The 13,643-nt window shown below is 68.3% G+C and carries 12 protein-coding genes; 6 read left to right on the top strand and 6 right to left on the bottom strand.

Features of this window, described 5'->3' with window-relative positions:
• Window positions 1-290: GTP-binding protein (locus tag OJI97_RS13630; RefSeq protein ID WP_297664310.1), on the bottom strand; the 290-nt coding region annotated here is incomplete at its 3' end.
• Between the two features lie 96 nt (window positions 291-386).
• Window positions 387-1,049 carry a purine phosphorylase gene (locus tag OJI97_RS13625; RefSeq protein ID WP_297664308.1) on the bottom strand — a complete coding sequence of 221 codons (663 nt, stop codon included), beginning with the start codon at window positions 1,047-1,049 and terminating at the stop codon, window positions 387-389.
• 237 nt (window positions 1,050-1,286) lie between these two features.
• Here OJI97_RS13625 and OJI97_RS13620 point away from each other — a divergent pair, with 237 nt between their 5' ends.
• The 3 genes from OJI97_RS13620 to OJI97_RS13610 all read left to right on the top strand — a co-directional run bounded on the left by OJI97_RS13620 (window position 1,287) and on the right by OJI97_RS13610 (window position 4,441).
• Window positions 1,287-2,255 carry a bile acid:sodium symporter family protein gene (locus OJI97_RS13620; RefSeq protein WP_297664306.1) on the top strand — a complete coding sequence of 323 codons (969 nt, stop codon included), beginning with the start codon at window positions 1,287-1,289 and terminating at the stop codon, window positions 2,253-2,255.
• 237 nt (window positions 2,256-2,492) lie between these two features.
• Complete coding sequence (locus OJI97_RS13615) at window positions 2,493-3,704, top strand: toxic anion resistance protein (RefSeq protein ID WP_297664304.1); 1,212 nt, start codon at window positions 2,493-2,495, stop codon at window positions 3,702-3,704.
• 11 nt (window positions 3,705-3,715) lie between these two features.
• The gene (locus OJI97_RS13610; RefSeq protein ID WP_297664302.1) at window positions 3,716-4,441 is read left to right on the top strand and encodes a hypothetical protein; all 726 of its coding nucleotides are present in this window, start codon (window positions 3,716-3,718) and stop codon (window positions 4,439-4,441) included.
• A 6-nt stretch (window positions 4,442-4,447) separates the two neighbouring features.
• On the opposite strand, the gene OJI97_RS13605 is transcribed toward OJI97_RS13610, so the two are convergent.
• From OJI97_RS13605 to OJI97_RS13595, 3 genes are all read right to left on the bottom strand, one after another.
• Entirely contained in the window at window positions 4,448-5,848 is a 1,401-nt protein-coding gene (locus OJI97_RS13605) for an FAD/NAD(P)-binding protein (protein WP_297664301.1), read from the bottom strand.
• A gap of 222 nt (window positions 5,849-6,070) precedes the next feature.
• The gene (locus tag OJI97_RS13600; RefSeq protein WP_297664300.1) at window positions 6,071-7,426 is read right to left on the bottom strand and encodes a HAMP domain-containing sensor histidine kinase; all 1,356 of its coding nucleotides are present in this window, start codon (window positions 7,424-7,426) and stop codon (window positions 6,071-6,073) included.
• Window positions 7,423-8,100: a response regulator transcription factor gene (locus tag OJI97_RS13595; protein WP_297664298.1), complete on the bottom strand. Its 678-nt coding sequence runs from the start codon at window positions 8,098-8,100 to the stop codon at window positions 7,423-7,425. The genes OJI97_RS13600 and OJI97_RS13595 overlap by 4 nt, the downstream gene beginning before the upstream one ends.
• A 125-nt stretch (window positions 8,101-8,225) precedes the next feature.
• On the opposite strand from OJI97_RS13595, the gene OJI97_RS13590 reads away from it, so the two are divergent.
• Genes OJI97_RS13590 through OJI97_RS13580 form a run of 3 tightly spaced genes read left to right on the top strand, consistent with a single transcriptional unit; the run spans window position 8,226 to window position 10,928 of the window.
• A complete protein-coding gene (locus OJI97_RS13590) occupies window positions 8,226-8,951 on the top strand; it encodes an HAD family phosphatase (RefSeq protein ID WP_297664296.1) in 726 nt (241 codons plus the stop codon).
• 4 nt (window positions 8,952-8,955) lie between these two features.
• Window positions 8,956-10,107: a hypothetical protein gene (locus OJI97_RS13585; protein WP_297664294.1), complete on the top strand. Its 1,152-nt coding sequence runs from the start codon at window positions 8,956-8,958 to the stop codon at window positions 10,105-10,107.
• On the top strand, window positions 10,104-10,928 hold the full coding sequence (locus OJI97_RS13580; RefSeq protein WP_297664292.1) for an FkbM family methyltransferase: 825 nt from the start codon (window positions 10,104-10,106) through the stop codon (window positions 10,926-10,928). Before OJI97_RS13585 ends, OJI97_RS13580 begins: the two co-directional genes overlap by 4 nt.
• 27 nt (window positions 10,929-10,955) lie before the next feature.
• On the opposite strand, the gene OJI97_RS13575 is transcribed toward OJI97_RS13580, so the two are convergent.
• Window positions 10,956-13,337, bottom strand: coding sequence for a TonB-dependent receptor (locus OJI97_RS13575; RefSeq protein ID WP_297664290.1), 2,382 nt, complete (start codon window positions 13,335-13,337; stop codon window positions 10,956-10,958).
• Window positions 13,338-13,643: the final 306 nt, after the last annotated feature.

Below are 13,643 nucleotides of genomic sequence, written 5' to 3'. Positions count from 1 at the left end.
ACGCCGTCGACCATCGACAGGATGCGCTCGACCTCGCCGCCGAAATCGGCGTGGCCCGGGGTGTCGACGATGTTGATCCGCGTCGCGTCGGCGCCCTCACCCCATTCGACCGAGGTGCATTTCGCGAGGATGGTGATCCCGCGCTCCTTTTCGAGGTCGTTCGAATCCATCGCGCGTTCCTCGACGCGCTGGTTGTCGCGGAACGTCCCCGACTGGCGGAAAAGCTGGTCGACGAGAGTGGTCTTGCCATGATCGACGTGCGCGATGATGGCGATATTGCGCAGGGACATCAAAAATACCTTATGGGAGCAGCGCGGCGCCGTGCCGCGATTTGGCCGCGCGCGTAGCGAATTTCCTACCGCAGCGCAACAAAATTGCCGAGGCGTTTATAACGCAATCCGCGCGACAAGTCGCTCGATTTCGGCGGCCGCGCCGCGCGCCGCGCGGACCAGATTGGCATGGAAATCGCGGCTGCTGCCTTCGTCGGCGGTGTCGGTGACCGCCTTGATCGCCGCCCACGGCTTGCCGAGCCGCGCCGCCGCCTGCGCGAGAGCGCCGACCTCCATATCGACGAGCGCCGCGCCGAGGCCGCGCGCGATGCCGGCGCCGGCGTCGGGACAGGCGACGAAGCTGTCGCCGCTCGCGATCCGCGCGTGCGGCAGGCCGAGGCCGGGGTCGGGCATGGCGGCGAAATGCACCTCGCCCGCCTCGCCCGCCGGCCAGTCCCCGGCGCGATAGCGATCGAAGCGGTCGGGGTGCACCGTGCCATAATCATGCTGCACCGCTTCGGCGAGCCAATAGGCGCGGCCCGCCTCGGCATCGAGCGCGCCGCAGGTTCCGCTCATCAGCAGCAGGTCGGCGTCGGCGCCGAACAGCCCGGCGGCGAGCGCCGCATGGACCTTGCCGAGGCCGGTGGTGACGACGGTAAGATCATGGCCGTGCGCGGCGAACCGGCGGACGGCGAAGACGCCGTCGTCGCGGACGCCTTCGCCGGGGAACAGCGCGTCGGCCTCTTCGGGAAGCGCGGCGAGAATCAGGATGCGGGCCATGCCGCCCCTTTAGCGCGCGACAAGCGAAAATCGACCCACCTCGTCATTGCGACCCCGGCGAAAGCCGGGGGAAGCAATCCAGAGTGTGCGTAAACCGCTCTGGATTGCTTCGCTCCGCTCGCAATGACGATAAATGCTCTGACGCCCCCTCGGCGCGCCGGGCAATAGGATTTTGGAATATCGGCGGCCGATCCTTGGACTTGCCAAGCGCCGCGCGCGCCGCCATCGCAGCGCGCCATGCTGTCCCGTATCTTCCCCGACCGCTTCGTCCCCGTCCTGTTCGCGACGATCCTGCTCGCCAGCCTGCTGCCGGTGCGCGGCGAAGCCGTTCCGATCGCGCAAAATATTTCGACGGCCGCCATCGTCCTGCTGTTTTTCCTGAACGGCGTGCGCCTGCCGCGCGACGAGGTGCTGCACGGCATCCGCAACTGGAAGCTGCAGGGCGGCAATCTTCTCTACAGTTTCGGGGCGATGGCGCTGATCGGGCTGGCGGCGCAGGCGGCGACGGCGCCGCTGCTGCCCGCCGTTCCCACGCTGGCGCTCGGCTTCCTCTTCCTCGGCATCCTGCCGTCGACCGTCATGTCGGCGACCGCGGCCAGCAGCATGGCGGGCGGCAATGTCGCGGCCAGCGTCGTCGCGGCGGCGCTGCTGAACCTGACGGGCGTCATCGTCTCGCCGCTGCTGTTCGCCGCGATCGCGGGCAGCGCGGGCGACATCAGCGGCGACGCCGCGCTCCGCATCGTCGCCACCCTGCTGCTGCCCTTCATCGCCGGGCAGGCGGCGCAGCGCTGGCTGCGCCCGTGGGTGCTCGCGCATCGCGGCGCCGCGACCTTCATGGACCGCACCTCGATCGCCATCGCCGTCTATGTCGCCTTTTCGGCCGCCGTCGTCGGCGGCATCTGGCACCAGCTCGACATGCGCGAGATCGGCATCGTCTTTGCCGCGGTCGCCGCGATGCTGGCGCTGGCCTTCACCGGCGCCTGGCTGCTCGGCGGCCTGCTGCGCCTCGCCCGGCCCGACCGGATCACCATGCTCTTCGCGGGCGCGCAAAAGAGTATCGCGGTCGGCGCGCCGCTCGCCGCGACGCTGTTCCCGCCCGCGGTCGCGGGCATGGTGCTGGTGCCGATCCTCATCTATCATATGGCGCAGCTCATCGTCTCCGCCTGGATCGCGCCGGGACTGGCGCGGCGGGCGGGGGCCGATTAATTTCCCGCAAAGGCGCAAAGGCGCAAAGAGAAGAATTTGCCGCGTAGCGGCCTTCGTCATCGGACTGTGCGAGACATGAAAAGGGGCCTGCCGGCCCCATATCTTTTCTTCTTCGCGCCTTCGCGTCTTCGCGTGAAATCAAAATCGCGCCGCCCGCCTTCCTTCCAAGGTGTGATACTTGAACAATACAGACCGGCATGTCATATAGAAACACGGCACGGGGCTGGAAGGATAGTTATGAGCGAAGAGACCGCGACGGCGACCGCAACCGAGGCATTGACGCTGACGCCGCCCGAACCCGTCCCCGCCGTCGCGCCCGAAAAGGCCGCCGGGCTCGTCCCGCTGTCGGGCGAGCAGAAATCGAAGCTCGAGGAGCGCGTCGACGGCTTCATCGACGACCTCGTCGCGCAGGACGAGAACAGCCCCGAATTCGGCAAGCGCGTCGACCAGATCACCAACATGGGCCGCAAGGAGATGCTGGAGGCGGCGAGCCACAGCAACCGCTTCCTCGACCGCCCGATCCGCGCGATGGACCGCGACACCGACATCGGCCAGAGCCTGATCGAACTTCGCACCACGGTCGAACGGCTCGACCCGTCGGCGAACGGCAAATTGCTGTCGAAGCGCGGTTTCCTCGACAAGATCTTCGGCAGCAAGATCAACAATTATTTCGCACAATACCGCAGCGCCCAGACGCATATCGGCGGCATCCTGACCGCGCTCTCCAACGGCAAGGACGAGCTGCTGATGGACAATGCCGCCATCGACGTCGAGCGCCGCAAGATGTGGGAATCGATGGGCAAGCTCGAGCAGATGATCCACATCGCCAAAACGCTCGACGAGCGGCTGGAAGCGAAGGCCGCCGAGCTCGACGGAAGCGACCCCGCCAAGGCGAAGATCCTGCGCGAAAATGCCCTTTTCTACGCGCGCCAGCGCACCCAGGACCTGCTCACCCAGATGGCGGTGACGGTGCAGGGCTATCTCGCGCTCGATCTGGTCAAGAAGAATAATGTCGAGCTGGTGAAGGGCGTCGACCGCGCGAGCACCACGACCGTCGGCGCATTGAAGACCGCGATCACCGTCGCGCAGGCGATGACCAACCAGAAGCTGGTGCTCGAACAGATCACCGCCCTCAACACCACGACCGCGAACATCATCGACGGCACGTCGAAGATGCTGAAGGACAATACCGCGCGCATCCACGAGCAGGCGGCGTCGAGCACGATCCCGATGGAGACGCTCTCCCGCGCCTTCCAGAACATCTACGACACGATGGACGCGATCGACACCTTCAAGCTCAAGGCACTCGACACGATGAAGACGACAGTGGGCACACTCGAAAGCGAGGTCGCCAAGTCGAAGGGCTATATCGCGCGCGCCGAGGGCGCGAGCCAGGCGCAGGCGAGCGTCGGCGGCGAGGGCAGCCCGCTCGCCGCGCTCGAAGGCTGAGGCGAATGGCGATGAGCGAGGTCGACAAGGTCCGCCTCTCCGCAGCGTCGGCGATCGAGCGGTCGCGCGAGCGGCGGCGGCCGATCGGCACCAAGAGCATGGCGCTGCGCCGCCAGCATCTCGCGCGGAAGATCGGCCGCATCTTTCTGGCCGGCGGTGCGGTGCTGATCGCCGCGGCGATTTTCGGCATGGTGATCCAGCCGCTCGGCTTCGCCGGGGTGATGGCGGTCACGCTGCTGCTGGTCGCGGTCGCTTTCCTGTTCGGCAAATGGCCGCCCTTCCCCGAACCGCGGCAGGCCGATCTGCCCAGGGCGGATTTGAAGCAGCTCGCGGGCCGCACCGAAATCTGGCTGGAGGCGCAGCGCCCCGCGCTTCCCGCGCCCGCGCGCCAGCTCGTCGACGGCATCGGGGTGCAGCTCGACCTGCTCGCGCCGCAGCTCCAGACGCTCGATACGTCGAGCCCCGCCGCCGCGAACATCCGCAAGCTCGTTGGCGAGGATCTGCCCGAGCTCGTCGCGGGCTATCAGCGCATCCCGGCGGGGCTGCGCAAGGAAGCACATGCCGGCCGCACCCCCGACGAAACGCTCGTCGGCGGGCTCACCATGCTCGAACGCGAGATCGGCGAAGCGGCGCGCAACCTCGCGGCGGGCGAGCTCGACAAGCTCGCGACGCGCGAACGCTATCTCCAGCTCAAATATCAGGGACTGGAAGGCGAGGATTTGCCGGGAGCGGCCTGAACGAAGTCACAGCCCCTCGCCGCCCGTCCAGTGCGCGTTGACGAGGCGGCGCGCGAGCGCGCTCACCTGGACGCGGATGTCGGGCACCGCGACGACCTCCCACAAATCGCCGCGCGTCATCGGGCCGATCGCGAGAATATGGTCGGAGGCGCGGCTGCGCGCATCGACGACATGGCCGTCGCGGTCGATGTCGAGCCCGAGGCGCAGCGCGTCGGGCCGGATGCGCTTCGCCGCCAGCATCCGCTTCACCAGCGGGTCGGCCGACCGCAGCAGGTCGCCCTGCGGCCCGGTGCAATTGATCATCCGTGTCGCACGGGTCACGACCGGCTCCGCCGCGCCGCGCGGCCGCCAGGAGATGACAAGCACGTCGCGCTCGACGCTCACCCCGGCGATCTTGCCCGCGCGGAAGCAAAGCTGGCCCGACGCGACCAGCGCATCGATGCGGTCGGCGACCGCAGGCGCGAGCCGGTGGCGGTGAACGTCCCAGAAAGGGCGGAGGTGGCGCAGGAAGCGCATCCGCTTCTCCGCCTCGGCCGAAGCCCACATCATCTGGGTGATCGGGCGGATCGAATCGACGACGAGCCGCCAGTCGCCACGGCGCGCTTCGCCCCGCGCCCAGCGCACGAGCTCGGACAATTCAGGCGCCGGCTTGGCGAGCACCGGCTTGGGCCGCAGCCCATCGACGTGGCGGTGCGGACGCAGGCCGCGCCGCGACAGCGCGGTGATCGGCCCCTCATGGCCGTGCGACACCAGCCGCAATATCACGTCGACCGCGGTGAGGCCGGTGCCGATGACGAGCACCGCCGCCGCCTTATCCAGCCCCTCCTCGAACGCGCTCGCCCAGGGATCGCCGATATAGCGGTGCGCGGGCAGATGCGCGCCGGCGATCGCGGGCGGATCGTGCGGCGGCAGGTTGCCGATCGCGAGCACCGCGCGGTCGGCCTCGATCAGCCCGCCGTTGACGAGGCCGAGCGTCACCTGTCCGCCGCACTCCTCGATATCGAGCACTTCGTCGTCGACCAGCTTCAATCGCTGGCCATAAATTTCCATCGCCTGCGCGAGCGTCTCACGCAGATAGCGGCCATAGGTCGCGCGCGTCACGAACGCGGCGTCGCAGCCGAGCCCGCGCGAAGCGAGCCAGTCGCAGAAATGACCGGGCCGATCCGCGAAAGCACTCATATTGCCCGCGCGGACGTTGAGCAGATGCGCGCTTTCGCTGCTGCTATAGGCGACCCCCGCGCCCATGCGGTGGCGGTCGCGCTCGATCAGCAGCACCTCGACATCGGCCTGTTCGAGCAGGTTGAGCGCGAGCATCGTCCCGGAGAAACCCGCACCGACGATCGCGACACGGGTCGCGGTGCGAAGGCGCGGGCGCGGCGAATGCAATCCGGCGGCGGCGAGGTTCACCGGCGCACCACGTCGCCCGCGACGATCCCGCGCCCGGCGGGCGGGCAGTCGCGGACCGCAATCCAGGCAAGACTGGCCATCGGCATTCTCCTCTCGCCGGCCCGTGACGGATCGGCCGACTCGGAACAGCTTCCATGCCGGAGACAATAACTCAACTAAAATAATTGATAATTTAACATGCGACGGATCGCTCCGGGCGCGCGGCGGGCGGCGCGCGGCCGATCAGCAGCCGATCCGCACCCGCGTTCCGGGCCGGGCATCCTCGATATCGAGGTGCCATTTATGCAGCCCGACGATCGCCGACACCAGCGCCAGGCCCAGGCCGGTTCCGGGCAGCCCCGCCGTATCGGGGCCGCGAAAGAAACGCTCGGTCACCCGGTCGCGCCAGGCATCGGCGATGCCGGGGCCGCTGTCGCTGATCGCGATTTCGATCCCGCGCTCGGTCCGCCGCGCGGTCACCGCGATGACCGCGCCCGGGCCGCCATATTTGACCGCATTGTCGAGCAGGTTGGAGATCGCCTGGAACAGCAGGTTCGGATCGGCGTCGAGTTCCAGCCCCGGCGCGACCCGGCTTTCGATCCTCTGCCCATGCGCCTCGGCATCGGGGGTGTAGAGTTCGGCCGCATCGGCGAGCAAGGTCGTCAGGTCGATGCGGCGCATTCCGGTCAGGTGCCGCCCGCTTTCGATGCGCGCGATGCGGAGCAGCGCGTCGAAGATCGCCTGCAACCGTCCGGCTTCCGCCGCCGCCTGTTCGGCCAGCCGCTGCCGCTCGTCCTCGCTTCCCGCCGCGCGCAGTTCGTCGAGATCGGCGTGGAGCCGCGCCAGCGGCGTCCGGAGTTCGTGCGCGACATTGTCCGATACGCGGCGCACCGATTCGACGGCCTCCTCGATCCGCCCGAGCATCAGGTTGAGCGTCGCCGACAGTTCGTCGAAATCGTCGCCGGTGCCGCGCAACGGGATACGCTCGGTCAGATTGCCCGCCATCACGCGCCGCGCCGTCCGCGTCACCGCATCGATCCGCCGGCCGACCGCGCGGCTCATCGCGACGCTGCCGCCGATGGCCAGCAAGGCCGCAAAGAGGATCAGCCACACCGATCCGATGGTGTAGAGTTCGTCGCGATCGTCGATCGACTCGACATCGCGCCCGACGATCAGCCGCGCGCCGTCGCTCAGCCGCCGTTCGACGACGAGCGCTTCATAATCCTGTTCCTGCCCCGCCTGATAGACATCGGCTTCCAGCGTGGTCCAGCCGCCGACCGGCGTTTCGGGCCAGCTCGGCAGATTGGCGGTCACCGTCTTGCCGTCCGGGGCGATCAGCGCGTGAAAGGGGCGCTTGGGACCCGTCTTCTCGCGCTCCAGCAGCGCGCGCACCAGCGCATCGCGCCCGCCGCCGCGGTCGATCGCCACCAGTTCGGCCGCCTCGTCGCTCACCCCCGCCGCGGCTTCGAGCAGCGGCTGATAGACCCCGATCCAATAGGCGGCGCCGAACAGCGCCACGGTCGAGGTCAGGAAGAGTGCGACATAGATCAGCCCCAGCCGCAGCGTCAGGCTGTGCCGGAGGCCGCCGCGCCCCCTCATACGTCCGCCCGCATGACATAGCCGGTGCCGCGCACCGTGTGGATCAGCGTCCGGCCGAACCCCTTGTCGACCTTTTGCCGCAGGCGGCTGACATGCTGGTCGATGATGTTGGTCTGCGGATCGAAATGATAGTCCCACACATGCTCCAGCAGCATCGACCGGGTGACGACCCGGCCCTGGTTGCGGGCGAGATAGGTCAGGATGCGATATTCGCGCGCCGTCAGGTCGATCACCGCCCCCTGCCGCCGCACCTGCTGGCCGAGCAGATCGATGTCGAGGTCGCCGACGCAAAGCTTCGTTTCGGCCGACAGCGCCGGGCCGCGGCGGCTCAGCACGTCGATGCGCGCAAGCAGTTCGGACATGGCGAAGGGCTTGGTCAGATAATCGTCGCCGCCCGCGCGCAGCCCCGCGACGCGTTCGTCGACCTCGCCGAGCGCGCTCAGGAACAGCACCGGCGTCGTGTCGCCGGTCGCGCGGATCGTCTGGACGATCGTCAGCCCGTCGACGTGCGGCAACATGCGATCGACGACGATCAGGTCATAGCTCTCGGACGCCGCGCGGAGCAGCCCCGACCGGCCGTCGCCCTCGACATCGACGAGATGCCCGGCGGCGGTCAGCCCCTTGCCGATATGCTCCGCGACGCGGGCATCGTCCTCGATAACCAGGATATGCATAGACCCCCTCGATACCGGCTCGACGGCGCTCCCGCCACCCGGCCGCCGAACATGTCGAAAATCAAATCTTTGCGCCATCCGGGCGTCAGGCAGCGCTGCCATTCCTTTCGGGGAAGGAGCAGGCGATGGCAGAGGCAAAGCGCCGGATAGAGCAGGAGGCGGCATCCCCGGTGCCGGCGAAGGCGATGCTGTCGGTCTTCGACCTCGACCGCACGCTGACCATTCTGCCCACTTACACCCCTTTCCTGCTGTTCGCGATCCGCACCCGCGCGCCGTGGCGCGTCCTGCTGCTCCCGCTGCTGCTGCCGGTCGCAGCGCTCTATGCGCTGAAGCTCATCCCGCGCCGCACGATGAAACAGGCGATGCACCGCGTCGCGCTCGGGCCGAGGCTGGCCGAGCGCGACGCCGCGCGGCTGGCCGACCGCTTCGCGCGACGCCTTGTCGCCCGCGGCCTTTATCCGCAGGGCCTCGCGCTGATCGAGGCCGAGCGCGCGGCGGGCCGCCGCGTCGTCATCGCGACCGCCGCGCCGCATTTTTATACCGCCGCGCTCGCCCGCAGGCTGGGGATCGCCGACGTGATCGCGACCGAATCGACGTGGCAGAGCGGCTATCTGACCTCCGCGACCGGATCGGCGAACTGCTATGGCGGCGACAAGCGGCACCGGGTCGCGGCCTTTCTGGATCGCGCCGGCATCGCCCGCGACCGCGCGCATATCCGCTTCTATTCGGACCATGTTTCGGACCTGCCGATGTTCGGCTTCGCCGACGACGCGGTCGCGGTCAATCCGTCGGCGAAGCTGCGCCGCCTCGCCGAAGCGCGCGGCTGGCCGGTTCTCGACTGGCGGCGGTGACGCGATGCACATCGGCTTCCTCTTCAACCACCATGGCGCGCATCAGGTCGCGCACGCGCTGCCGGTGGCGCTGGCGCTGCTCGGCCGCGGCACCAACGCGCGCGTCAGCATCCTCGTCTCCGAAGGCTGCGAGGGCGAGGTCCGCCGGCTCGCGGCCGCCGTGCCGGGCGCCGCGCCCGAGATCGTCCGGCTGCGGCCGCCGTCGGCGCTCGCCCGCGCCGCCCATCGCGCCAGCGGCCGCGCGCTGCCCACCGACATCGTCTCGACCCTCCGCCGCAATCTCGACCGCTTCCGCGCCCTCGACGCGCTCGTCGTCCCCGAAAAGACCTCGCTGCTGCTGAAATCGCTGTTCGGCCTCAAATCGCTGAAGCTCGTCCACACGCGCCACGGCGCGGGCGACCGCGCGATCGGCTTCGACAAGGCGAGCGGGAAATTCGACCTCGTCCTGCTGTCGGGCGAAAAGATCCGCGACCGGCTGGCTGAGGCCGACCTGCTGAAGGCAAACGGCCATGCGATCGTCGGCTATCCCAAATTCGACCTCGCGCCGCCCAGCCACCCGCGCCTCTTCCCCAAGGACCGGCCGACGGTGCTTTACAACCCGCACCCGTCGCCCGCGCTGTCGTCCTGGTATCGCATGGGGCCGGCGATCCTCGACTGGTTCGCCAGGAGCGACCGCTACAACCTCATCTTCGCGCCGCATGTGATGCTGTTCAAAAAGCGCGTCACCGCCTCGCTCTCCCCCTTCGCGCTCGGCTGGAACCTCGGCCCGCGCGCCGACCATTATGAGCACGACCATATGCTGATCGACACCGGCAGCGCCGCCAGCCTCGACATGACCTATACCGACGCCGCCGACATCTATCTCGGCGACGCGAGCAGCCAGGTCTATGAATTCATCCGCCGTCCGCGCCCCTGCTTCTTCCTCAACCCGCGCAGCCTCGCGTGGCAGGACGACCCCGACTTCGCGCACTGGCGCGCCGGCACCGTGCTCGGCAGCATGGGCGAGCTCGACGCGGCGTTCGCCGAAACGCCGTTGCTGACCCCGGCGATGCGCGCACGGCAGGAGGATATCTTCCGCTACAGCTTCGACCTTCAGGACCGCCCCTCGTCCGAGCGGGCGGCCGAGGCGATCCTCGATTTCATGGCGCGCGCATGACCGCCGCCGCCCCTTCGCGCCTCGCCGCCTTCCTTGATTACGGCGTCGCAAAGACGCTGGCGAAGCTATGGGTGAACCTGCTCGCCCGGCTGCCGCTCCGCCGGGAGAGCGGGGTCGTAACCTCGCGCTACGGCGTGCGGATGCGCGCCAATTGGGAGGATCGCACCTTCCGCTATTGCCATTATGCGACCTATGGCCGCGCGCTGTCGGACTATCTCGCCGCGCAGGACCGCGCCTTCATCTTCGTCGATATCGGCGCCAACCAGGGCCTCTACAGCCTGCTCGCCGCGCAGAACCCGCATTGCGAGGCGGCGGTCGCCTTCGAGCCCGTCGCCGCGACCTTCGCCCTGCTGCGCGACAATATCGCGCTGAATGGTATGGGCGCGGCGATCAAGCCGGTCCATGCCGCGGTTTCGCTCCATTCGGGCATCGCGCGCATCGCCACCGACCGCGCGCACAGCGGCACCGCCAGCCTGCGCGACGCGACGGGGGCGGGCGCGGGCGGCGAGGAGATACGCATCCTCGGCATCGCGGGGGTCGATACGCTGATCGACGGCGCGCCGATCGGCGGCACGGTGCCGCTGATCGTCAAGATCGACGTCGAGGGGCATGAGGAAGCGGTGATCGAGGCGCTAATGGCGTCGGCGCACCGCGGCCGGATCGCCGCGATCTTCTATGAGGTCGACGAACGCTGGACCGACGGCGCCGCGATCGCGTGCCGCCTGGGCGGCGCCGGCTTCGACCGCCTCACCCGCTTCGGGATCGGCCGTCACTATGACGTGCTCGCCGAACGCGGCGACGCGGGTCCGGCCCCCGAATAGGACCGGACCCGCGATTCGCGGCCGCGCTTACCAGGTCAGGCCGACCCGCGCGTAGAGATAGCGGCCGTTGAAGCCGAAGGGCGAATAGAAGGGGTAGCCGACGACCCCGGTCGGGTTGAGCGCGGCGGGCGTCGCGTCGGGATAGACGTCGAACAGATTGTTCGCCCCCAGCGCGATCTGCGCGCCCTTGACGGGCTGATAGCGCAACTCGAGGTCGGTGATGACATGCTTGCCGGTCAATATGTCGCCCGATCCATCGGCTGGGGTGCCCGGCTGGTTGACCCCGCCATAATAGGTCGTGCGCAGCGTCGCGCCGAGCAGGTCGCCCGACCAGTCGATCGCGCCCGTGATCTTCGTGCGCGGCGTCCCTTCCTCCAGCGTCAGGATGCGGCTGCGCCCGAACAGGGTCGGCGCCGGGTTCAGTGTCGAGGTCGAAGTCGGCACCCGCGTCACGTCGATGTCGTTGAAATTCGCGGCCAGCGTGAAGTCGAAGGTGCCAAGATTCTCGCTCCGCGCCTTGTAATTGGCGACGACATCAACGCCTTTGGTCGTCGAACGCACCCCGTTGATGAAGAAGCGCGCCGCCTGGACTTCGAGCGGATCGAGGATCGCGTTGATCGGATCGCCTGGCGCGCCAGTGCCGCGGATATTCTCCGACAGCGCGATCTGGTTGCGAAGCTTGATCTGATAGGCGTCGACGGTCAGGCTGAACGCCCCGCTGTGGACGACCCCGCCGAACGAGAAGTTGGTCGATTTCTCAGGCTCGAGCGGTAGCCCGCCCAGTCTTTCGGCGACGATGTTCGTCGGCGGATAATGGCCGGTCAGCAGCACGTCACCGCCGACCACCACCGACGTGATCGAGGTATAATATTGCTGCTGCAGCGACGGCGCGCGGAAGCCGGTCGAGGCGGTGCCGCGCAGCGCGAACCAGTCGGTCGCGTCGAAACGTGCCGACACCTTGCCGTTGGCGGTCGAGCCGAAGTCCGAATAATCCTCGACCCGGCCCGCGACCGCGACGAGGAAGCGCGAGGTCAACTCGGCCTCGATGTCGATATAACCGCTGATGTTGCGGCGGTGCGCATCGACCACGTTGCGCGGATCAAAGCCCGGGAAGCCCTGCGCGCCGCTGCCGGTATAGGAATCGGGCTCGCCCGCCGCGATCTTGTAACCCTCACGCCGCCACTCGGCGCCGAAAGCGAGGTTCAGCGAGTGGAAGATGTCGAACTTGCGCGACACGTCGAGGCCGCCGATCCACTGGTCATAGGTCACCGCGCCGTCATAAAATTCGGTCGGCGAGCCGGCGCCGAGGCTGTAGTTCGCCGAATTAAGCGTGCGGAAGGCGATGCGGTTGCGGCCATAGCTGAGGTTGAGGTCGACATTCCATTCGCCGACGTCGCCGCGCAGGCCGACCGCGCTCGTCAGGTTGCGCGACTTGGTGTTGATCAGCGGCAGGAAGCCGTCGGGCCAGATGCTGCCGACGCCGTTCGCCGCGGCCGTGGTGGCGAGGCGCGGAAAGGCCGCGCTCTTGCTGTCGCGATCCTGATAGCCGACCCAGCCGTAAAGCTGCAAAGCCTCGGTCACATTGACCCCGGCGTTGGCGAAGACCGTCGCCTGCTCGACTTCGGGATCGCCGAAGCGGCTGGTGACGCGGCTGGGCGTCACGCGCGGGTCGAAATCGCCGCGGCTGGTCGGCTTGCGGTCGACATATTCGCCCGAGATGGTGAGGTAGCCGTCGTTGCCGAAGCCGATGCCCTGCCAGCCCGATACGGTGAGGACGGGCTCGCCGGTGACGCTGCGATGGCCGCGCGCGGTGTCGATGTCGGTGGCATAGATGCCGTATGTCGCCGACACGCCGCCGCCCTCGCGCGCTTCGCGCAGGCGCAGGTTGATGACGCCCGCGATCGCATCGGAGCCATATTGCGCCGAGGCGCCGTCGCGCAGCACCTCGATGCGGTCGAGCGCCACGGTGGGGATGGTGTTGAGGTCGACCGCCGCCGAGCCGCGCCCGACGCTGCCGTTGACGTTGAGCAGCGCCGAGGTGTGGGCGCGGGTGCCGTTGATCAGCACCAGCGTCTGGTCGGGCGACAGGCCGCGCAGCGTCGCGGGGCGGATCGCGTCGGTGCCGTCGACCGCCGAGGAACGCTTGAAGTCGATCGACGGCGCGACGGTCGCCAGCGCCTGCCCGACTTCGGTCGATCCTTGACGGCGCAGCGTCTCGCCGCTCAGCACATCGACCGGCGCCGGCGAGTCGAGCCGCGACCGCCCGGCCGCGCGCGTGCCCGTGACGATGATCTCGTCGCCGTTGCCGGCGCTATCCGCGGCGTCGGGCGCATCCTGCGCCTGCGCCGGAAAGGCGGCGATCGCCGCGAGGGCGATGGCGCTGGTCGCTAGGTTACGGAAAGGGATCATGTCAGTCCTCCTGGTCTTGCTATTATGATGTCCCCGAGGGGCCGGGGCAGGCGGCAAAGCGCTTCGATTCATCTGTAACAGAGCCTCGCCGCGCTGTGCGAAGAAGATTTCTTATTGAAACGGAAAAAATTCTTTCATTTTCCACGAACTCGCGGATTTTCGGGCGCGCGCGGTACCGGGCCGGAGCGCGCGGGCACCAGTCCGCTTCCCCACAGCGCGCGGGCGGCGCTGCGCAGCGAGGCGGGATAGCGAGCGAGATCCGACAGGTCGGATGGAGTCAGCAAAGGCATGGGTTCACCTGTCACC

The organism is Sphingopyxis sp. (assembly GCF_025869345.1).
Taxonomy (GTDB): Bacteria; Pseudomonadota; Alphaproteobacteria; order Sphingomonadales; family Sphingomonadaceae; genus Sphingopyxis.
Note: the sequence above shows the minus strand (reverse complement) of the source record. Positions and strands in the feature narration are given on the sequence as shown.

What these genes read in the sequence shown, in the direction of transcription:
- OJI97_RS13610 (WP_297664302.1), top strand. Translation starts at nt 3,716, where the DNA reads ATGAGCGAGGTCGACAAGGTCCGCCTCTCCGCAGCGTCGGCGATCGAG.
- OJI97_RS13600 (WP_297664300.1), bottom strand. Translation starts at nt 7,426, where the DNA reads ATGAGGGGGCGCGGCGGCCTCCGGCACAGCCTGACGCTGCGGCTGGGG.
- OJI97_RS13585 (WP_297664294.1), top strand. Translation starts at nt 8,956, where the DNA reads ATGCACATCGGCTTCCTCTTCAACCACCATGGCGCGCATCAGGTCGCG.
- OJI97_RS13620 (WP_297664306.1), top strand. Translation starts at nt 1,287, where the DNA reads ATGCTGTCCCGTATCTTCCCCGACCGCTTCGTCCCCGTCCTGTTCGCG.
- OJI97_RS13615 (WP_297664304.1), top strand. Translation starts at nt 2,493, where the DNA reads ATGAGCGAAGAGACCGCGACGGCGACCGCAACCGAGGCATTGACGCTG.
- OJI97_RS13595 (WP_297664298.1), bottom strand. Translation starts at nt 8,100, where the DNA reads ATGCATATCCTGGTTATCGAGGACGATGCCCGCGTCGCGGAGCATATC.
- OJI97_RS13590 (WP_297664296.1), top strand. Translation starts at nt 8,226, where the DNA reads ATGGCAGAGGCAAAGCGCCGGATAGAGCAGGAGGCGGCATCCCCGGTG.
- OJI97_RS13625 (WP_297664308.1), bottom strand. Translation starts at nt 1,049, where the DNA reads ATGGCCCGCATCCTGATTCTCGCCGCGCTTCCCGAAGAGGCCGACGCG.
- OJI97_RS13580 (WP_297664292.1), top strand. Translation starts at nt 10,104, where the DNA reads ATGACCGCCGCCGCCCCTTCGCGCCTCGCCGCCTTCCTTGATTACGGC.
- OJI97_RS13575 (WP_297664290.1), bottom strand. Translation starts at nt 13,337, where the DNA reads ATGATCCCTTTCCGTAACCTAGCGACCAGCGCCATCGCCCTCGCGGCG.